General features: G+C 56.7%; 17 protein-coding genes and 1 pseudogene. 11 read left to right on the top strand and 7 right to left on the bottom strand.

Annotation, left to right across the window (positions count from 1 at the left end):
* Positions 1-5: 5 nt before the first annotated feature.
* From PI91_RS17955 to PI91_RS17945, 3 genes and pseudogenes are all read left to right on the top strand, one after another.
* Entirely contained in the window at positions 6-1,163 is a 1,158-nt protein-coding gene (locus PI91_RS17955; protein WP_008500898.1) for an ABC transporter permease, read from the top strand.
* Positions 1,156-2,105 (top strand): annotated as a pseudogene (locus tag PI91_RS17950) (ABC transporter ATP-binding protein). The gene PI91_RS17955 and the pseudogene PI91_RS17950 overlap by 8 nt, the downstream one beginning before the upstream one ends.
* Entirely contained in the window at positions 2,089-2,826 is a 738-nt protein-coding gene (locus PI91_RS17945) for an ABC transporter permease (RefSeq protein ID WP_008500896.1), read from the top strand. Before PI91_RS17950 ends, PI91_RS17945 begins: the two are co-directional and overlap by 17 nt.
* On the opposite strand, the gene PI91_RS25355 is transcribed toward PI91_RS17945, so the two are convergent.
* Together PI91_RS25355 and mlrA are read right to left on the bottom strand one after the other, a co-directional pair.
* Complete coding sequence (locus tag PI91_RS25355; protein ID WP_008500895.1) at positions 2,801-2,914, bottom strand: protein YohO; 114 nt, start codon at positions 2,912-2,914, stop codon at positions 2,801-2,803. The two genes, PI91_RS17945 and PI91_RS25355, sit on opposite strands and share 26 nt — an antisense overlap.
* Positions 2,915-2,983: 69 nt before the next feature.
* Entirely contained in the window at positions 2,984-3,724 is a 741-nt protein-coding gene (mlrA, locus tag PI91_RS17940) for an HTH-type transcriptional regulator MlrA (RefSeq protein WP_008500894.1), read from the bottom strand.
* Positions 3,725-3,942: 218 nt separating this feature from the next.
* On the opposite strand from mlrA, the gene PI91_RS17935 reads away from it, so the two are divergent.
* The 3 genes from PI91_RS17935 to PI91_RS17925 are packed head-to-tail and all read left to right on the top strand — an operon-like array spanning position 3,943 to position 6,858.
* A complete protein-coding gene (locus tag PI91_RS17935) occupies positions 3,943-5,628 on the top strand; it encodes a sensor histidine kinase (RefSeq protein ID WP_032622865.1) in 1,686 nt (561 codons plus the stop codon).
* Complete coding sequence (gene btsR / locus PI91_RS17930; protein WP_039266746.1) at positions 5,622-6,341, top strand: two-component system response regulator BtsR; 720 nt, start codon at positions 5,622-5,624, stop codon at positions 6,339-6,341. Before PI91_RS17935 ends, btsR begins: the two co-directional genes overlap by 7 nt.
* Before the next feature lie 46 nt (positions 6,342-6,387).
* Complete coding sequence (locus PI91_RS17925) at positions 6,388-6,858, top strand: DUF1456 family protein (protein WP_039266744.1); 471 nt, start codon at positions 6,388-6,390, stop codon at positions 6,856-6,858.
* Positions 6,859-6,968: 110 nt separating this feature from the next.
* Here the strand turns inward: PI91_RS17925 and metG are convergent, their stop codons facing one another.
* Positions 6,969-9,002, bottom strand: a complete 2,034-nt coding sequence (metG, locus tag PI91_RS17920; protein ID WP_032652724.1) for a methionine--tRNA ligase — start codon at positions 9,000-9,002, stop codon at positions 6,969-6,971.
* A gap of 137 nt (positions 9,003-9,139) precedes the next feature.
* Between metG and apbC the strand changes: the two genes are divergently transcribed.
* Positions 9,140-10,249: an iron-sulfur cluster carrier protein ApbC gene (gene apbC, locus PI91_RS17915; RefSeq protein WP_032652722.1), complete on the top strand. Its 1,110-nt coding sequence runs from the start codon at positions 9,140-9,142 to the stop codon at positions 10,247-10,249.
* A 92-nt stretch (positions 10,250-10,341) separates the two neighbouring features.
* Here the strand turns inward: apbC and PI91_RS17910 are convergent, their stop codons facing one another.
* Positions 10,342-10,827 (bottom strand): GNAT family N-acetyltransferase, encoded by a 486-nt coding sequence (locus tag PI91_RS17910; protein WP_008500888.1) that lies wholly within the window; start codon positions 10,825-10,827, stop codon positions 10,342-10,344.
* Positions 10,772-11,104 (bottom strand): RcnB family protein, encoded by a 333-nt coding sequence (locus tag PI91_RS17905; protein ID WP_008500887.1) that lies wholly within the window; start codon positions 11,102-11,104, stop codon positions 10,772-10,774. The genes PI91_RS17910 and PI91_RS17905 overlap by 56 nt, the downstream gene beginning before the upstream one ends.
* A 488-nt stretch (positions 11,105-11,592) precedes the next feature.
* Between PI91_RS17905 and PI91_RS17900 the strand changes: the two genes are divergently transcribed.
* From PI91_RS17900 to PI91_RS17885, 4 genes are all read left to right on the top strand, one after another.
* Positions 11,593-12,729, top strand: coding sequence for a polysaccharide export protein (locus tag PI91_RS17900; protein ID WP_008500886.1), 1,137 nt, complete (start codon positions 11,593-11,595; stop codon positions 12,727-12,729).
* A 2-nt stretch (positions 12,730-12,731) separates the two neighbouring features.
* Positions 12,732-13,163 carry a protein-tyrosine-phosphatase gene (locus PI91_RS17895; RefSeq protein ID WP_039266743.1) on the top strand — a complete coding sequence of 144 codons (432 nt, stop codon included), beginning with the start codon at positions 12,732-12,734 and terminating at the stop codon, positions 13,161-13,163.
* Between the two features lie 17 nt (positions 13,164-13,180).
* Positions 13,181-15,361, top strand: coding sequence for a polysaccharide biosynthesis tyrosine autokinase (locus PI91_RS17890; RefSeq protein ID WP_039266742.1), 2,181 nt, complete (start codon positions 13,181-13,183; stop codon positions 15,359-15,361).
* 76 nt (positions 15,362-15,437) lie between these two features.
* Entirely contained in the window at positions 15,438-15,953 is a 516-nt protein-coding gene (locus PI91_RS17885) for a protein disulfide oxidoreductase (RefSeq protein ID WP_023325651.1), read from the top strand.
* 36 nt (positions 15,954-15,989) lie between these two features.
* On the opposite strand, the gene PI91_RS17880 is transcribed toward PI91_RS17885, so the two are convergent.
* The gene (locus tag PI91_RS17880) at positions 15,990-17,456 is read right to left on the bottom strand and encodes an aspartate aminotransferase family protein (RefSeq protein WP_039266741.1); all 1,467 of its coding nucleotides are present in this window, start codon (positions 17,454-17,456) and stop codon (positions 15,990-15,992) included.
* Positions 17,457-17,474: 18 nt separating this feature from the next.
* Positions 17,475-18,851, bottom strand: coding sequence for a diaminobutyrate--2-oxoglutarate transaminase (locus PI91_RS17875; RefSeq protein ID WP_014884533.1), 1,377 nt, complete (start codon positions 18,849-18,851; stop codon positions 17,475-17,477).
* Positions 18,852-19,054 lie beyond the last annotated feature (203 nt).

The raw sequence follows: 19,054 nt of genomic DNA, 5'->3' as shown, positions 1-19,054 counted from the left end.
AGGCTGTGCCAATAAAATGTCATAACCGCGTCCTGCTGCTGCTGGCCTGCGTGGCCATCGCGGCGGTCGCGTTACCGTTTGTTAACGTTGCCCCAAACCGCCTGATGTCGGGTGAGGGCAAAGCGCTCTGGCAGGTCTGGTCGTTTACGCCGGGGTGGCTGGCGGCGGCGCTGGGCGCGTGGGTGATCCTGTCGCTCTGGCAGGGACGCCCGGCCCAGTGGCTGACGCTGCTTCTCTCTGAAGGGCTGTTTATTCTCCTGTTCTGGAGCGCCGGGCTGGCGGCGACGCATATGGCCTCGGCGGAAAGTCCGCTGGCGAGAACCACTATCGGCAGCGGCCTGTGGCTGTGGCTGGCGCTCTGCCTGCTGGCCTGCAGCGATGCGATTCGTCGACTCATCCCCAGCGCCGTCTGGCGATGGGTGCTCAATGCGCAGATATGGTGTATTCCTTTACTCCTGCTGTTCAGCGGTGAGCTGAACAACCTCTCGCTGTTAAAAGAGTACGCCAACCGTCAGGAGGTGTTTGATGATGCCCTCGCGCAGCACCTGACGATCCTCTTCGGTACGCTCTTTCCGGCACTTCTGGTTGGGATCCCCCTTGGTATGTGGTGCTATCGCCATCCTTCACGCCAGGGCGGGGTTTTTACCGTGCTCAATGTTATCCAGACCATTCCTTCCGTCGCGCTGTTTGGCCTGCTGATTGCGCCGCTGGCCGGGCTGGTGAAGTCGTTTCCGGCGCTGGGAATGCTGGGAATAGCCGGAACGGGATTAACGCCCGCGCTTATCGCGCTGGTGCTGTATGCCCTGCTGCCGCTGGTACGCGGCGTGGTCGCGGGCTTAGGTCAGGTCGCACCTGACGTGCTGGAAAGCGCCCATGCGATGGGAATGAGCGCGCGGCAGTGTTTCTGGAAAATTCAGCTGCCGCTGGCGCTGCCCCTGCTGTTGCGCAGCCTGCGGGTGGTGGCAGTCCAGACCGTCGGCATGGCGGTGATTGCGGCGCTGATTGGCGCGGGCGGCTTTGGCGCGCTGGTCTTCCAGGGGCTGCTGAGCAGTGCCCTGGATCTGGTGTTATTGGGCGTGGTGCCCACGATTGCGCTGGCGGTTGTCGTCGACGCACTGTTTGCCTTATGGCTCGCGCTGCTCGGGAGAAGAGCCAATGATTGAATTTCATGATGTCAGTAAAATCTTTGCCGGTCGCCCGGCGGCGAGCCACCTGAACCTGAACTTTGCCGAGGGGCGTTTTCCGTGCTGATAGGCACCTCGGGGTCGGGCAAGTCCACCACCCTGAAGATGATCAACCGGCTGGTGGAGCATGACAGCGGGCTGATCCGCTTTGCCGGGGAAGAGATCCGCAGCCTGCCGGTGCTGGAGCTGCGCCGTCGGATGGGCTATGCCATTCAGTCCATCGGCCTGTTTCCGCACTGGACGGTGGCGCAGAACATCGCCACCGTGCTGCAGCTGGAAAAATGGTCGCGGACGAAAATCGCCGAACGCGTTGATGAATTGATGTCTCTGCTGGGGCTAGAGCCCGCGCTGCGCGACCGCTATCCGCACCAGCTTTCCGGCGGGCAGCAGCAGCGCGTGGGCGTGGCGCGCGCGCTGGCGGCCAACCCGCAGGTGCTGCTGATGGATGAACCCTTCGGCGCGCTGGATCCGGTCACGCGCGGGGCGCTGCAGGCGGAGATGACCCGCATTCACCGCATTCTCGGACGCACGATCGTGCTCGTGACGCACGATATTGATGAAGCCCTGCGCCTGGCTGACCATCTGGTGCTGATGGATCATGGCGAAGTGGTGCAGCAGGGCTCGCCGCTTGAGCTGTTAACCTGGCCGAAGAACGACTTTGTGCGCGAGTTTTTTGGCCGCAGCGAATTGGGCGTCAGGCTGCTCTCCCTGCGAACGGTGAGCGACTATATGCGTCGGGAGGCGGCGCCGGTGAGCGGCGAACCGCTGCAGGCGCAGATGAGCCTGCGGGATGCGCTCTCCGCGTTTGTCGCGCGCCAGTGCGAAGTATTGCCCGTTTCGGATGCCCGGGGCGCGCCGTGCGGCACCTTACACTTTCGCGATCTGCTGGCCGGGGAGGTGACGCGTGAAGGCACTGCGTGATCCGCTTCTCTGGCTGGTAGCGCTCTTTGTCGGCTTACTGTTTCTGATGCCCCACAGCGCGGCGCTGTTTAACAGTCTCTTTCCCGGGCTGCCGCGGCCGGTGTATCAGCAGGAGAGCTTCATTAATCTCGCCCTGGCGCATCTCTGGCTGGTGGCGCTCTCAAGCGCCATCGCGGTTGTGCTGGGCGTGGGGGCGGGCATCGCGGTCACGCGGCCCGCGGGCCGGGAGTTTCGCCCGCTGGTGGAGACGATTGCGGCCATCGGACAGACGTTTCCCCCGGTGGCGGTGCTGGCGATAGCGGTGCCGGTGATGGGCTTTGGCCAACAGCCTGCCATCATTGCGCTGATTCTGTACGGCGTATTGCCGGTGCTGCAGGGCACGCTGGCGGGCCTCGCGGCGGTACCTGCGTCCGTGCTGAGCGTGGCGGAAGGGATGGGGATGAGTCGCGGTCAGCGGCTGCGCAAGGTTGAACTGCCGCTAGCGGCACCGGTTATCATTGCCGGGATCCGCACGTCGGTCATCATTAACATCGGGACGGCGACCATTGCGTCGACGGTCGGCGCTAATACGCTGGGCACGCCGATTATTATCGGCTTAAGCGGGTTTAATACGGCGTATATTGTGCAGGGAGCGCTGCTGGTTGCGCTGGCGGCAATCGTCGTCGATCGCGCTTTTGAGCGGCTGGCGCTGTACCTCAGCCGACACCGCCGCGAACAATAAACGAGTACCCTGCCAGCATCACGCCGCCGATACCGCTTACGGCCATCAGGACAAAAAGGGTAATAATGGCCAGTTTGGTTGCCTTCATCATCTGCTCCTGTTGTTAACGGAACAATTATACGGTGAAGCGCAGCTGTTAATGAACCATTAAATGCCGTTATGGCTCATCCGGACCAAGGGAATAGACCGGGTAACCATTTTCACGCCATTCCGTCAGCAGCTGTTGCTGCGAGGCGGACGGCACTTCGCCACACCAGACCAGCAGGGTCTGGCCGTCGAAAAACTCAGGTCTGAGCTGCGCCAGCGAGTGCGCCAGAACATCCACGCGCCAGCCCTTCTGGGTGGCAATCCACGCTTCCAGCCACAGGCGGGTGGTATCGTGTACGTTCCAGCCGACAACCAGTGCATCTTTTCCGGCTTTGTTCTTCGCTGAGGCAAGGCAGACGGCAATGTAGTTGATCAGCACGCCGTCGAGCATGCTGAGCAGCGCCTGCAGGGTGGACTGCTGGCACTGCAGGCGTCGCCGGAGCGGAATGAAAAGATGGGAGATCAACGTCTGCGCCGGATAATCGCGACCCTGCTCTTTTATCCATCCACGCAGGCGCTGCAGGTTGCCCGCCTGCAGGAGCCGCAGCAGGGTTTCCTGTTGTTCGCGCCAGAGATGTTGCGTATCCGGGTCGTCGTGGCTCAGCAGGGACTTCACTTTCCCAACCTGCACGCCGTTGTCGATCCAGCTTTTGATTTCGCGAATGCGGTCGATATCGTCATCATTAAAAAGGCGATGCCCACCGTCGGTCCTCTGCGGTTTGAGTAATCCATACCGTCGCTGCCACGCCCGTAGGGTAACGGGATTGATATCACAAAGGAGTGCCACTTCACCGATCGTGTAAAGCGCCATATTCGCCCCCTGGCTTACGCGTCCCCAGCTTAACTGTAGACCCACTTTGCCGAACCAGGAAGAATTGATTGTTTTTTGCACAAAGAATGCGAAGCGTATGCGATATTCTGAAAAAGGTGTGATAACGGGCACGATTTTGCGCTTTTTTGGGATGCTTCAAAGAAAGTTGAGCCGCATCCGTGTATGTTACGCGTTTTTTAGCGTGTGCGGTTTTGAGTATGTACGAGTTTAACCTGGTGCTGCTGTTGCTTCAGCAGATGTGCGTGTTTCTGGTCATTGCCTGGCTGATGAGCAAAACGCGCCTGTTTATCCCGCTGATGCAGGTCACCGTCCGTCTGCCGCACAAATTTCTCTGCTACGTCGTATTTTCCATATTCTGCATTATGGGGACCTGGTTTGGTCTTCATATCGAAGACTCTATTGCCAATACGCGCGCTATCGGCGCGGTGATGGGCGGGCTGCTCGGCGGTCCCGTCGTCGGGGGGCTTGTTGGCTTAACCGGGGGGCTGCATCGCTATTCCATGGGCGGGATGACGGCGCTGAGCTGTATGATCTCCACGATCGTTGAAGGGCTTCTCGGCGGTCTGGTGCACAGCTATATGATTAAGCGCGGTCGCCCGGACAAGGTATTTAGTCCGCTGACCGCCGGTGCCATTACCTTTGTGGCCGAAATGGCGCAGATGGCGATCATTCTGCTGATTGCCCGTCCGTTTGAGGATGCGCTGCACCTGGTCAGCAGCATTGCCGCTCCGATGATGGTGACCAATACCGTGGGCGCGGCGCTGTTTATGCGCATTCTGCTCGACAAGCGCGCCATGTTTGAGAAGTACACCTCGGCCTTTTCCGCCACGGCGCTGAAGGTTGCCGCCTCGACGGAAGGGATCCTGCGCCAGGGGTTCAACGAAGAGAACAGCATGAAGGTGGCCCAGGTGCTCTACAAGGAGCTGGATATCGGCGCGGTGGCGATAACCGATCGGGAAAAGCTGCTGGCCTTTACCGGTACGGGCGACGATCACCATCTGCCGGGCAAGCCGATCTCCTCAGCCTATACGCTGCGCGCCATCGAAACCGGCGAGGTGGTGTATGCCGACGGTAACGAAGTGCCTTACCGCTGTTCGCTGCATCCCCAGTGCAAGCTGGGCTCCACGCTGGTGATTCCGCTGCGCGGCGAGAATCAGCGGGTGATGGGCACCATCAAGCTGTATGAGGCGAAAAACCGTCTGTTCAGCTCCATCAACCGCACGCTGGGGGAGGGGATCGCCCAGCTGCTGTCCGCGCAAATCCTCGCCGGGCAGTATGAGCGGCAGAAAGCCCTGCTGACGCAGTCGGAGATTAAGCTGCTACATGCGCAGGTCAATCCGCATTTCCTGTTCAACGCCCTCAATACGCTTAAAGCGGTGATCCGCCGCGACAGCGATCAGGCCGCGCAGCTGGTGCAGTTTCTGTCGACCTTTTTCCGCAAGAACCTGAAGCGGCCGTCGGAGATCGTGACCCTCGCCGATGAGATTGAGCACGTGAATGCCTATCTGCAGATTGAGCAGGCGCGTTTCCAGTCGCGTCTGCAGGTGTCGCTCTCCGTGCCGGACGAGCTGGCGTATCAGCATCTTCCGGCCTTTACCCTGCAGCCGATTGTCGAAAACGCCATTAAGCACGGTACATCACAGCTGCTGGGAAGGGGGGAGATAACCATTGCCGCCAGCCGATTCAACCATCACCTGGTGCTGGATATTGAAGATAATGCCGGGCTTTATCAGCCTTCCGCCTCCGGCGGATTAGGGATGAGCCTGGTGGATAAACGCCTGCGCGCCCATTTTGGCGATGACTGTGGCATTACCGTCGCCTGCGAGCCCGACCGATTTACCCGTATTACCCTACGACTGCCGCTGGAGGAAAACGCATGTTAAAAGTGCTGATTGTGGATGACGAGCCGCTGGCACGGGAAAACCTGCGCGTTCTGCTGCAGGAGCAGCCGGATATTGAGATTGTGGGGGAGTGCGCCAACGCCATTGAGGCTATCGGCGCGGTGCACAAGCTGCGCCCGGACGTGCTGTTCCTTGATATTCAGATGCCCCGCATCAGCGGGCTGGAGATGGTCGGCATGCTTGACCCGGACCATCGTCCCTACATCGTGTTTCTGACGGCGTTCGACGAATATGCCGTTAAGGCCTTTGAGGAGCATGCGTTTGATTATTTACTCAAGCCGATTGAAGAGAAGCGTCTGGATAAAACGCTCAACCGTTTACGCCAGGAGCGCACCGTGCAGGACGTCACGCTGCTGGCGGAGAACCAGCAGCCGCTGAAGTTTATCCCCTGCACCGGGCACAGCCGGATCTATCTCCTGCAGATGGATGATGTGGCCTTTGTCAGCAGCCGCCTGAGCGGGGTATTTGTTACCAGCGCTGAAGGGAACGAAGGGTTTACCGAGCTGACCCTGCGCACGCTGGAGAGCCGCACGCCGCTGATTCGCTGTCACCGCCAGTACCTGGTGAATATGGCGCATCTGAAGGAGATCCGCCTGGAAGATAACGGCCAGGCCGAGCTGGTTCTGCGCGCCGGGCAAACCGTCCCGGTCAGCCGCCGCTACCTGAAGAGTTTGAAAGAGGCGATTGGGCTGTAAAGCTGGTACACTGCGCGCCATTGCATCATCGACATTCGAAGGCACTATGCTAAGTAACGATATTCTTCGTAGCCTGCGCTACACCCTGAAAGTGAACAATAACGACATGGTGCGCATTCTTGCGCTGTCCGACATGGAATCCACGTCTGCGAGTTTTGACACGTGGATGACCAAAGAAGACGAAGAGGGGTTTGTCCGCTGTCCTGATATCATTCTGTCGGGCTTCCTGAACGGCCTGATTTACGATAAGCGCGGCAAAGATCCGGCCGCGCCAGAGCTGGCGCTGGAGCGTCGGGTGAACAACAACACGGTGCTGAAAAAGCTGCGTATCGCGTTCTCGCTGAAAACGGACGATATCGTGGCGATCATGACCGAGCAAAAATTCCGCGTATCCGTGCCGGAAGTGACCGCCATGATGCGCGCACCGGATCATAAAAACTACCGCGAGTGCGGCGACCAGTTCCTGCGTAATTTCCTGCGCGGGCTGACCCACCGGGTGCATCACCCGAAGGCGTGATGTTTAGCCGGGTGGCGGCTTCGCCTTACCCGGCCTACAAAACCCGTAGGCCCGTGCAGGCGTAGCGCCGCTGGGTAAAAAAAAGCCGGAGATAATCTCCGGCTTTTTTGTTATTTCACCTGCTGGCCAGGCTTCGCGCCTTCGTCAGGGCTTAACAGGAAGATATCTTTCCCGCCAGGTCCTGCGGCCATCACCATCCCCTCAGAGATGCCGAAGCGCATTTTGCGCGGCGCCAGGTTGGCGACCATCACGGTCTGACGGCCGATCAGCACCTGCGGGTCCGGATAGGCAGAACGGATGCCGGAGAAGACGTTGCGCTTCTCGCCGCCCAGATCCAGCGTCAGGCGCAGCAGCTTGTCAGAGCCGTCCACAAACTCCGCGTTCTCGATCAGCGCCACGCGCAGGTCGACTTTGGCGAAATCATCGAAGGTAATGGTTTCCTGAATCGGATCGTCCGCCAGCGGGCCGGTGACCGGTGCCGCAGCTGCCTTCACCTCTTCTTTAGAGGCTTCCACCAGGGCGTCAACCTGCTTCATCTCGATGCGGTTGTACAGCGCCTTGAAGGTGTTCACCTTGTGGCCGAGCAGCGGCTGCTGGATTGCATCCCAGGTCAGTTCGGTGTTCAGGAACGCTTCAGCACGGGCAGCCAGCTGCGGCAGAACCGGCTTCAGCCAGGTCATCAGCACGCGGAACATGTTCAGACCCATGGTGCAGATCGCCTGCAGGTCGGCGTCACGGCCTTCCTGTTTCGCGACCACCCACGGGGCCTGCTCGTCCACATAGCGGTTGGCAACGTCGGCCAGCGCCATGATTTCACGAATCGCTTTACCGAATTCACGGCTTTCCCAGGCTTCGCCAACCGCAGCGGCGGCATCGGTGAAGGTTTTATACAGCACCGGATCGGCCAGTTCGGCAGAAAGCACGCCGTCAAAGCGCTTGGCGATAAAGCCCGCGTTACGGGACGCCAGGTTCACCACCTTGTTCACGATGTCCGCGTTCACGCGCTGCACGAAATCTTCCAGGTTCAGGTCGATATCGTCGATGCGGGAAGAGAGCTTCGCGGTGTAGTAGTAGCGCAGGCTGTCCGCGTCGAAGTGGTTCAGCCAGGTGCTGGCCTTGATGAACGTCCCGCGGGACTTGGACATCTTGGCGCCGTTCACCGTCACGTAGCCGTGAACAAACAGGTTGGTTGGCTTGCGGAAGTTACTGCCTTCCAGCATGGCCGGCCAGAACAGGCTGTGGAAGTAAACGATGTCTTTACCGATGAAGTGGTACAGCTCGGCAGTGGAGTCTTTCTTCCAGTATTCGTCGAAGCTGACGGTGTCGCCACGCTTGTCGCACAGGTTCTTGAAGGAGCCCATGTAGCCGATTGGCGCGTCCAGCCAGACGTAGAAGTATTTGCCCGGCGCGTTCGGGATTTCGAAGCCAAAGTACGGCGCATCGCGGGAGATATCCCACTGCTGCAGGCCGGATTCGAACCACTCCTGCATCTTGTTCGCCACCTGCTCCTGCAGCGCGCCGCTGCGGGTCCACGCCTGCAGCATTTCGCTGAAGGACGGCAGGTCAAAGAAGAAGTGCTCGGAGTCACGCATCACAGGCGTGGCGCCGGAAACCACGGATTTCGGCTCGATAAGCTCGGTTGGGCTGTAGGTCGCGCCGCACACTTCGCAGTTATCGCCGTACTGGTCCGGGGATTTACATTTCGGACAGGTGCCTTTGACGAAGCGGTCCGGCAGGAACATGCCTTTTTCCGGATCGTACAGCTGAGAGATGGTGCGGTTTTTGATAAAACCGTTCTCTTTCAGACGGGTGTAGATCAGCTCCGACAGCTCGCGGTTTTCGTCGCTGTGCGTGGAGTGATAGTTGTCATAGCTGATGTCAAAGCCAGCAAAATCGGTCTGATGCTCCTGACTCATTTCGGCAATCATCTGCTCCGGGGAGATCCCCAGCTGCTGCGCTTTCAGCATGATCGGCGTGCCGTGGGCATCGTCCGCACAGATGAAGTTAACCTCGTGGCCGCGCATTCGCTGGTAACGGACCCAGACATCAGCCTGGATATGCTCCAGCATGTGGCCGAGGTGGATTGAGCCGTTGGCGTACGGCAGTGCGCACGTTACCAGAATTTTCTTCGCGACTTGAGTCATAGTAGGCATTACTTCTTTTAACTGTGAAAAGGGTTTTTGATATTACCAAAAGGGGCATTATTAAGTAAGCACAAACCACGGCCTTTCAGGTAAACTTGTTCATCTAAGGTCTTATTCACAAGAACAAAGGAGTCGGGATGAGTTCTCAATCCCAGGCCAAATCACCGGAAGCCTTACGAGCAATGGTCGCCGGGACGCTGGCTAACTTTCAGCATCCAACCCTGAAGCACAATCTCACTACGCTGAAAGCGTTACACCACGTTGCCTGGCTGGACGACACGCTGCACGTTGAGCTGCAGATGCCGTTCGTCTGGACCAGCGCCTTTGACGCGCTGAAAGAGCAGACCAGCGCCGAGCTGCTGCGCATTACCGGCGCGAAGGCGATCGACTGGAAGCTGAGCCACAGCATCGCCACGCTGAAGCGCGTGAAAAACCAGCCTGGCGTCAACGGCGTGAAAAACATCATTGCCGTCAGCTCGGGCAAGGGCGGGGTGGGGAAATCCTCTACCGCCGTAAACCTGGCGCTGGCGCTGGCAGCGGAAGGGGCAAAGGTCGGTATTCTGGATGCCGATATCTACGGCCCGTCTATTCCAAACATGCTGGGCGCGGAAAACCAGCGTCCAACCTCGCCCGATGGGACCCACATGGCGCCGATCATGGCGCACGGTCTGGCGACCAACTCCATCGGTTACCTGGTGACTGACGATAACGCCATGGTCTGGCGCGGCCCGATGGCCAGCAAAGCGCTGCTGCAGATGCTGCAGGAGACGATGTGGCCGGATCTGGATTATCTGGTGCTGGACATGCCGCCGGGGACCGGTGACATCCAGCTCACGCTGGCGCAGAACATTCCGGTGACGGGTGCCGTTGTGGTGACCACGCCGCAGGATATCGCGCTGATCGACGCCAAAAAAGGCATCGTGATGTTCGAGAAGGTGGAAGTGCCGGTGCTCGGTATCGTGGAGAACATGAGCATGCACATCTGCAGCAACTGCGGTCACCACGAACCTATCTTCGGTACGGGTGGGGCAGAAAAACTGGCTGCGAAGTATCACACCCAACTGCTGGGACAGATGCCGCTGCACATTACCCTGCGTGAAGATCTGGACAGCGGAAAGCCGACGGTCGTCAGCCGTCCGGACAGCGAATTTGCAGAGATTTATCGTCAGCTGGCGGGTCGCGTTGCGGCGCAGCTTTACTGGCAGGGCGAAGTCATCCCGGGCGAAATCGCGTTCCGCGCGGTGTAATACCTCTTCGCTTAGTGCCGGGTGGCAGCTTCGCCTTACCCGGCCTACGAAATACGGTTTTGTAGGTCAGGTAAGCGAAGCGCCACCTGACTTTACCCAAGCCGATAGTGCATCAAATAATACTCTCCCTCCGGAGAATCCCCCGTCGCCTCAATGTGCCAGCCGTGCCGCTGGTAAAACGCGACAGCCCGCGCATTCTTCACCAGACACTTAAGCGAACCTGTACTGGTAAACGTCTTCTGCACCTGTTCCAGAAGCATTTTCCCGACGCCGTGGCTTTGATACTGCGGGTCAACAAAGAGGTTGTGCAGAAAATTATCGTTCGCCCAGACGGAGGCAAAGCCCAGGCGATGGCCGTTCTGCGTGGCAACCCAAATCACTTCGTCACGGGTGGCCGCGTCAAAGTCTTCCAGCTGCCAGTCTGAACTGTCCAGCCATGGCCAGGCCTCACGCCGGGCGTGGAGAAAGAGCGTGCGCAGGAAAGGACGATCGCTTTCCTGCCAGGGGCGGATCAGAATGGTCTTAGCGGTGATAGAAAATATCTCCGTTATAGGCTTTGTAGATTTTGCCGTCCGCATCGCCGATCAGCACGTAGTTCTCGCCCATGTAGGTCCAGTGGGTTCCGGCATCCGGAGCCGGCAGGTTACGCAGCTGGTACTGTTTGATGGTGTACTCCGGCGTTTGATACTGCGCCGGCGCCGTGTCGCCAATCTTGAATTTCGTGAAGTCAGCGATGAACTCTTGTTCTTCATAGGCCTTGATGCCGGAGGGTGCAGCGGCCGTTTGCGGGGCAGAGAATGCGGATCCCGCCAGAGACAGTAATACACCCAGAAGCAGCAGTTTACGCTTAGCCATTTTTTCTCCAGTGATATCGTTACAGATACTTTTCGTCTGCGGGACGTCGAAAGCGAAGCAGACACTCCATTTTAAGTATCAACGCAGGGTATGTTTGAAAAAAAATGTAACAAAAGTGGACGGTTTTGTGTAGCCCAATTGCGTGATGTTTATCAGTGTCGGGAATATTGTTGATGCATTATATTTTTAATATTTATCATTTCATTAATTAATTCTGAAAATAACTTTCCATATCAAAGTTAGAAAGCGAGGCGAATGCTTTCTCTCTGAAGAGCATTTAATATTGCCTCCGGATGAAGCGTGCTGACATCCGTTTTTTTAACCAGGTCGAGTATAGGATCTGTTTTTTAAAGCGCGGGTGAGGTGTGTTTTATAAGGGCAGGAAGTTCATCTCTCATAAGCATAATTGATTACATTTCATGGGGTTGGATTGGGTCTTTTTACAGGCTTAACGATAAACGCAACGTTAAAAAGAAATATTTATATTAATGAAAAGTACAACTGCATTTTCGCTGTTATTTCTCAGTATTAGTCAGTTAACAGGGTGTGTTTTTTCACCTGGTCAGAACTTAAGTGTGTCAGGTAAGAAAGTTATTTCGGCGGAAGAGGCAAATTATCAGCTTGATAAGCGCGTGGAAATTTTTCCGCTGACCCCGGAGTGGATTGAAAAACTGCGCCCGCCCGTGTCGAAATCTCAGGCAAATCCTAATCTGGACAAGCAGATCAAAAACTGGGAATACCGTATTGGCGCAGGCGACATCCTGACGGTCACCGTCTGGGATCATCCTGAATTAACAACGCCCGCAGGACAATATCGTAGCGCGAGCGATACAGGCAACTGGGTCAACGCTGACGGTACGCTCTTTTATCCCTATGTCGGTAAACTGCGGGTGGCAGGAAAAACGGTTTCACAGGTACGTGAAGAGATTACGGCTCGACTGGATAGCGTCATTGAGAGTCCGCAGGTGGACGTCAGCGTAGCCTCCTTCCGTTCACAAAAAGCCTACGTCACCGGAGAGGTGGAAAAATCGGGTCAACAGCCGATAACCAATATTCCGCTGACGGTGATGGATGCGATTAACGCCGCGGGTGGGCTCTCGGCGGATGCCGACTGGCGTAACGTCGTGCTCACACACAATGGACAGGACGCCCACCTCTCACTCTATGCCCTGATGCAGCATGGCGATTTGACCCAAAATAAGCTGCTTTATCCTGGCGATATCCTGTTTGTTCCCCGGAACGACGCGCTGAAAGTGTTCGTAATGGGCGAGGTGGTGAAACAGAGCACTCTTAAGATGGATCGTAGCGGCATGACGTTGGCCGAGGCCCTGGGCAATGCCGGGGGGCTTAACCAAAATATGGCCGATGCAACCGGCATTTTTGTTATTCGCCAGGTATCGAAAAAAGGTGACACCGACAAAATCGCCAATATCTATCAGCTGAATGCGGAAGATGCTTCAGCCATGGTGCTGGGTACGGAATTCCAGCTTGAGCCGTATGACATTGTCTACGTCACCACGGCACCGCTATCGCGCTGGAATCGCGTGATCTCCCAACTGGTGCCCACCATCAGCGGCGTACATGACCTGACCGAAACCGTTCGTAACATCCGATCGTGGCCGTAGTCATGTTCCATTCGATCTTAGTGGTCTGCACCGGCAATATTTGCCGCTCACCCATTGGTGAGCGGCTATTGCGTCAGCTATTACCCGGCAGGCAGGTCACCTCTGCAGGTATTTTCGGACTTGAAGGACGCCCGGCGGATGCGAGTGCGCAGGCTGTGGCCTTGCGTCACGGCCTTTCGCTGGAGGGGCACGTTGCCCGCAGGGTGACGTGCAGTCTGTTGCAACAGTCCGACTTGATTCTGGTGATGGAGCCGGAACACTTTCGTTTTATTGCCACAATGGCCCCGGAGAACCGGGGAAAATCGCTGCTATTTGGACAATGGCTGGAAACCCAGGACATTCCCGACCCGTATCGCAAAAGCCGTGAAGCCTTTGAATATGTTTTCGGGCAATTGGGGAAAGCCAGTCAGGAATGGGCTCGTCGTTTGAGTTAACAAGGAATGAAGCCGTAATGTCGTCTTCTAAATCAGACAAATATAGTGCTGCGACACCGCAGAATAACGAAATGGATCTCATTCAGTTGCTTGCTGAGATGTTCGATCACCGGGTAATGATCGCGTGTGTTACGCTTCTGTTCACGGTATGTGCGGGGATCTACGCCTTCAGCGTCACGCCGGTTTATCAGGCTGATGCCCTGGTGCAGGTCGAAGCGAAGCAGGGCAACGCGCTGCTCAAGAACCTGACCTCGCTCAGATCCGATCTCTCACCCGATGTCGCTCCAGAACTTTTACTCCTTAAATCACGGATGGTCCTCGGACAGACCGTTGATCGGTTAGGGCTGACCTACGAGGTTAATAGGCGCTTGTTCCCCGTCATTGGGGCTTTCTGGGAGCACGTTCACGGGCGCAACCCCGCTGAAATCACGATTGGCTCGCTGAATATTCCGTCTGTGGAGGGGGATCCACAAACGCTTTTACTCACTGTTCTCGAGCAAGGGCGATATCGTCTTGAGGGACAAACGCTTGAGGCAGAAGGCATTGTTGGAAAAGCGCTGCTTAAAGAGGGCGTCTCTCTTCTGGTGACCTCCCTCAATGCGGCACCGGGAACCCAGTTTACCCTCAACATCGTTACCAGGCTTGAGGCGATCAACGCCATTCAGAGCAGACTGACGGTTGTGGAGTCGTCGAAACAGAGTGGAATGATCGCCTTAACGTTAACGGGTGACGATCCCGGCAAGACCGCTACGGTACTTAATACGATTGCCGAAAATTTTCTCAGCCAGAACATTGCGCGCCAGGAAGCTAAAGATTCCCGTAGCCTCACGTTCTTACAGGATCAGTTACCTAAAATCAGTCGCGAACTGGATGAAGCCGAGGCGCGACTGAATGCTTATCGAGAGCAAAGCGATTCGGTCGATTTATCTCTTGAGGCAAAGTCGGTTCTTGATCAGGTGGTTAACGTGGAAAATCAGCTTAACGAGCTGACGTTTCGCGAGGCAGAGGTCTCTCAGCTGTTCAAAAAGGACCATCCAACCTACCGTGCTTTACTGGAGAAAAAACAAACGCTTGAGCGGGAACGCGCGCGCCTGTATAGCCGCGTCTCCTCCATGCCATCCACGCAGCAGGAAATATTACGCCTGAGTCGTGATGTTGAATCCGGGCGCGCCGTATACATGCAGTTACTGACGCGTCAGCAAGAGCTGAGCATCTCGCGCTCCAGCGCTATCGGGAATGTGCGGATCATAGACCCGGCGGTGACGCAGCCGGCCCCTGTCAAACCGCGCAAAGCCCTCATCATTCTGTTTGGTATGATGATAGGGCTGCTCCTCTCTGCCGGAACGGTTTTAGTGCGTTCCGCCTTCAAGCGGGGCATTACCTCGTCAGAACAACTTGAAGAATTCGGGATGCCGCTGCTGGTAACGCTTCCGCGCTCGGTATGGTTATGGAAAAAAACGCACCTGCGCAGGAGAAACCTGTTTACTTCCCACTGGAAGCACAGGATATCCAACGTGCCTTTCCTGCCCATTGACCGTCCGGCTGATACGTTTGTCGAGGCGATGCGTGGGCTGCGCACCAGTTTGCATTTTACCATGATGGATACCGCAAACCGGGTTGTCGTGGTGTCTGGCCCCACGCAGGACTGCGGAAAGACGTTGGTCAGTACTTCACTGGCGTCGATTGTGGCACAGGCCGGACAGCGGGTGCTGTTTGTTGATGCGGATATGCGCAAAGGGTATGTCCACAATGTGTTCAGGCTGAACAATCATCGGGGGTTGTCCTGCGTGCTCGACGGAACCGTTGGGTGGCAGGAGGCGGTTCAACGCTTTGAGAAAGGCGGTTTTGATGTACTGACCTGCGGACCTCAACCTACGCATCCCGTTGACCTGCTCATGAGTGAACGCTTCCAGGATGTGATGGCGCAGATTGAAAAGCGGTATGACATCGTGATTATCGACACTCCACCTGTGCTTGCCGTGACGGATGCTTTGCTGATCGCCAGAGCAGCAGCCACAACGCTGCTGGTCGCCCGCTTTGGTAAAACCAGCGTGAAAGAGATCGAGACCAGCCTTAAGCGTATGGTACGGATGAACGTAAAGGTAAATGGCGTGATCCTCAATGACATTGTGAAATCGGCGGCGCTCTATTACAACTCGGGGTATAGCGCTTACGACTATGGCTATACCCGGGAGTAACCCTGGCGCGACATTTCTTTACAGCGTGATGGTGTATTGCCCGTTAAGATGACCTTCGTTAAAACACGAGGTCACAATGGATAACCGCAAAATCAATCGACTGCGCCGCTGGGCGCGGGAAGGAGTCATACTCGTTCTGCTGACGCTGGCCGTGGCGTGGGGAGTTGATCAATACCGAAAACCGACACTCCCCGCCAGTTTTAGTGCAACGCCGATGACGAGCATCGACGGAAAAATGCATGATATTGCGGCGCTCAGCCAGGAGCGTCCGCTGCTGATCTACGTCTGGGCGACCTGGTGCAGCATTTGCCGTTACACCACGCCTGCGGTTAATCAGCTGGCAGAAGAGGGCGGGAACGTGGTGAGTATCGCCATGCGCTCTGGTGATAACGCAAAGCTTGCACGCTGGGTTGACAAGAAACAGCTTAAAATGCCGGTGATAAACGATGAAAACGGTGCGCTGTCGCAGGCGTGGCAGGTGAGCGTGACGCCGACGTTAGTCATTGTATCGAAGGGGAACGTGGTCAGTACCACAACGGGCTGGACGAGCTACTGGGGATTAAAAATCAGGATGTGGTGGGCGGGCTTATAAGAATAACCCCTCTCCCGGCGGGAGAGGGGTTTTGTATTACTTAGCCAGAACTTCCTGCGCGGTGCGCTCAACCAGAGACAGCAGGGTTTTGATATCTTCCAGCGTCACGGTTGGGTTCAGCAGCGTCAGCTTCAGGCAGGTCACGCCGTTATGCTCGGTCACGCCGACGTTTGCACGGCCGGATTCCAGCAGCGCATCACCAATTTTCTGGTTCAGCAGGGCGATACCGGCATCATCTGCCTGCACCTCGCCACGGAAGCGGAACAGCACGCTTGCCAGCTGCGGCTGCATAACCAGTTCCAGCGCAGGCTGCGCTTTCACGTACGCCGCAACCTGCTGTGCCAGGGTCACGCCGTGATCGATGATCGCCGCGTATTGCTCCTGACCCAGCGCTTCCAGGCTCATCCATAGCTTCAGCGCGTCGAAACGACGGGTGGTCTGCAGAGATTTGGAGACCAGGTTCGGCACGCCGGCTTCTTCGTCGAACTCAGAGTTCAGGTAAGCCGCCTGATAGCGCATCAGCTCATAGTGGCGCGCTTCTTTCAGCAGGAAGGCGCCGCAGCTGATGGTCTGGAAGAACTGCTTGTGGAAGTCCAGGGTGACGGAATCCACCAGCTCAATGCCGTCCAGGTAGTGACGATACTGCTCAGACATCAGCAGCGCGCCGCCCCAGGCCGCATCAACGTGTACCCAGATGTTCTGCTTCGCCGCCAGTTCAGCAATGGCGCGCAGCGGATCGATAGCACCGGCATCGGTGGTACCTGCCGTTGCGACGATCGCCAGAATCTGCTCGCCGTTCGCATTGCACTGTTCGATTTTCGCCGCCAGATCGGTCAGATCCATGCGGGAGAATTCGTCCGTTTTCACCTGCACCACGGACTGGTAGCCCAGACCCATCAGCGCCATGTTTTTCTGCACGGAGAAGTGCGCGTTTTCAGAGCACAGTACGCGGATCTTACGCAGATCGCCCACCAGACCGTTCTGCTGAACGGAGTGACCCTGACGCGCAAAGAACGCATCGCGCGCCAGCATCAGGCCCATCAGGTTGCTCTGGGTTCCGCCGCTGGTGAAGACACCGGCGTCGCCAGCCTGATAACCCACGCGGGTACGCAGCCACTCGATCAGTTTGATCTCGATGATGGTTGCGGACGGGCTTTGATCCCAGGAGTCCATACTCTGGTTAGTAGCGTTGATTAGCACTTCCGCCGCCTGGCTTACGACCAGGCTTGGGCAGTGCAGGTGCGCCACACACTGCGGGTGATGAACGGACAGGCTGTCTTTCAGGAAGAACTCCACGGCGCGTTCAATCGCCGCTTCGTTGCCCAGCCCTTTCGGGTTGAAATCCAGCTTAATACGGTCGCGCAGTTCCGCGACCGTTTTGCCCTGGTACATCTCAGGCTGTTTCAGCCACTGCATCACAGCCTGAGTGCTTTGTTCAATCGCCTGCTGGTAAGCTTCAATGCTCTGCGCAGAGGAGAACAAAATTGGGTTTGAATCAGACATCGTAATCAATAACTCCGGTTACGCCGGGCGAACGCCCGCAGCAAGCAGTGCCTGCTCAAATTTATCCAGGAAGATCTTCAGCTCTTCATCGCTGATCAGCAGAGAAGGCAGCAGACGCAGAACGATACCGTTACGACCACCGCGCTCCAGAATCAGACCGGCTTCGAAGCACTTCTTCTGAATCAGTGCAGACAGCTCGCCGTCGCCCGGGAAGCAGCCCATGTGGTCAGCGGCTTCGTGCGGCTTAACGATCTCAATACCGATCATCATGCCCAGGCCGCGAACGTGACCGATAACCGGATAACGTTTCGCCATCTCTTTCAGCTGGCCTTTCAGCCATTCGCCCTGTGCCGCCACTTTGCCTGCGATGTTCTGGTCTTTCAGGATTTTCAGCGTCGTCAGACCGGTTGCCATCGCCAGCTGGTTGCCGCGGAAGGTACCGGTGTGGTGACCTGGCGCCCATGCGTCGAACTGCTTTTTGATACCGAGTACGGCCAGCGGCAGACCGCCACCGACTGCTTTAGACATCACGATGATGTCTGGCTCGATGCCCGCGTGTTCGAAGGCGAAGAATTTACCGGTACGGGCAAAGCCAGCCTGAACTTCGTCGAGGATCAGCAGAATGCCGTGTTCCTGAGTCACTTTACGGATGCGCTGCAGCCACTCAGCCGGAGCCGGGTTCACGCCGCCTTCGCCCTGAACCGCTTCCAGGATCACCGCAGCAGGTTTACGCACGCCGCTTTCAACGTCGTTGATCAGGTTATCGAAGTAGTAAGTCAGCGCTTTCACGCCCGCTTCACCACCGATACCCAGCGGGCAGCGGTATTCGTGCGGGTAAGGCATGAACTGCACTTCTGGCATCATACCGTCTACCGCTTCTTTCGGTGACAGGTTGCCGGTCACGGACAGTGCGCCGTGGGTCATGCCGTGGTAACCACCAGAGAAGCTGATGATACCGCTACGGCCGGTCACTTTTTTCGCCAGCTTCAGCGCTGCTTCAACGGCGTCAGCACCGGATGGACCGGTGAACTGCAGGCAGTACTCTTTGCCCTGACCAGGCAGCAGAGAGAGCAGGTATTCGGAAAACGCGTCTTTCAGAGGCGTAGTCAGATCCAGAGTATGTAACGGCAAGCCGCTGGTAATGACATTTTGGATGCTTTTCAGCACATCAGGATGGTTATGGCCAAGCGCAAGGGTCCCTGCACCTGCTAAACAGTCAAGGTATTCTTTATTATCTGCATCGGTGATCCACACGCCTTCTGCTTTAGTGATGGCTAAAGGCAGTTTGCGCGGATAACTCCTGACGTTAGATTCAAACTCGGCCTGACGGGCCAGATAGGTTTCGTTGCTTTTGTGGGCATCTACGGTGTCAATACGGACTTTATCCGTCATCATATCACTCCTACAACCGCCGCTTCGTTATGAGCCACGATTGAATAAAAAGTTAAAAAACAGAAGGGGCCTGAAAAAAACGCCGCCAATATAGAGCCTTTTGCCACGGGGCTCAATGGTTAATTTGTTTACTGTTTTGTGACACGTGTGTATAGCGAGGAAATATCCCCTTTTTTAAAATGAAAATTGTATTTTATGCCAAATAA

This window comes from Enterobacter sp. FB, assembly GCF_000805795.1.
Lineage (GTDB): Bacteria > Pseudomonadota > Gammaproteobacteria > Enterobacterales > Enterobacteriaceae > Enterobacter > Enterobacter roggenkampii.
Note: the sequence above shows the minus strand (reverse complement) of the source record. Positions and strands in the feature narration are given on the sequence as shown.

Excerpts from the sequence above, each read along its gene's own strand:
- PI91_RS25355 (WP_008500895.1), bottom strand. The coding sequence starts at position 2,914 with ATGAAGGCAACCAAACTGGCCATTATTACCCTTTTTGTCCTGATGGCC.
- mlrA (WP_008500894.1), bottom strand. The coding sequence starts at position 3,724 with ATGGCGCTTTACACGATCGGTGAAGTGGCACTCCTTTGTGATATCAAT.
- PI91_RS17935 (WP_032622865.1), top strand. The coding sequence starts at position 3,943 with ATGTACGAGTTTAACCTGGTGCTGCTGTTGCTTCAGCAGATGTGCGTG.
- btsR (WP_039266746.1), top strand. The coding sequence starts at position 5,622 with ATGTTAAAAGTGCTGATTGTGGATGACGAGCCGCTGGCACGGGAAAAC.
- PI91_RS17925 (WP_039266744.1), top strand. The coding sequence starts at position 6,388 with ATGCTAAGTAACGATATTCTTCGTAGCCTGCGCTACACCCTGAAAGTG.
- metG (WP_032652724.1), bottom strand. The coding sequence starts at position 9,002 with ATGACTCAAGTCGCGAAGAAAATTCTGGTAACGTGCGCACTGCCGTAC.
- apbC (WP_032652722.1), top strand. The coding sequence starts at position 9,140 with ATGAGTTCTCAATCCCAGGCCAAATCACCGGAAGCCTTACGAGCAATG.
- PI91_RS17910 (WP_008500888.1), bottom strand. The coding sequence starts at position 10,827 with ATGCGGACGGCAAAATCTACAAAGCCTATAACGGAGATATTTTCTATC.
- PI91_RS17905 (WP_008500887.1), bottom strand. The coding sequence starts at position 11,104 with ATGGCTAAGCGTAAACTGCTGCTTCTGGGTGTATTACTGTCTCTGGCG.
- PI91_RS17900 (WP_008500886.1), top strand. The coding sequence starts at position 11,593 with ATGAAAAGTACAACTGCATTTTCGCTGTTATTTCTCAGTATTAGTCAG.
- PI91_RS17895 (WP_039266743.1), top strand. The coding sequence starts at position 12,732 with ATGTTCCATTCGATCTTAGTGGTCTGCACCGGCAATATTTGCCGCTCA.
- PI91_RS17890 (WP_039266742.1), top strand. The coding sequence starts at position 13,181 with ATGTCGTCTTCTAAATCAGACAAATATAGTGCTGCGACACCGCAGAAT.
- PI91_RS17885 (WP_023325651.1), top strand. The coding sequence starts at position 15,438 with ATGGATAACCGCAAAATCAATCGACTGCGCCGCTGGGCGCGGGAAGGA.
- PI91_RS17880 (WP_039266741.1), bottom strand. The coding sequence starts at position 17,456 with ATGTCTGATTCAAACCCAATTTTGTTCTCCTCTGCGCAGAGCATTGAA.
- PI91_RS17875 (WP_014884533.1), bottom strand. The coding sequence starts at position 18,851 with ATGATGACGGATAAAGTCCGTATTGACACCGTAGATGCCCACAAAAGC.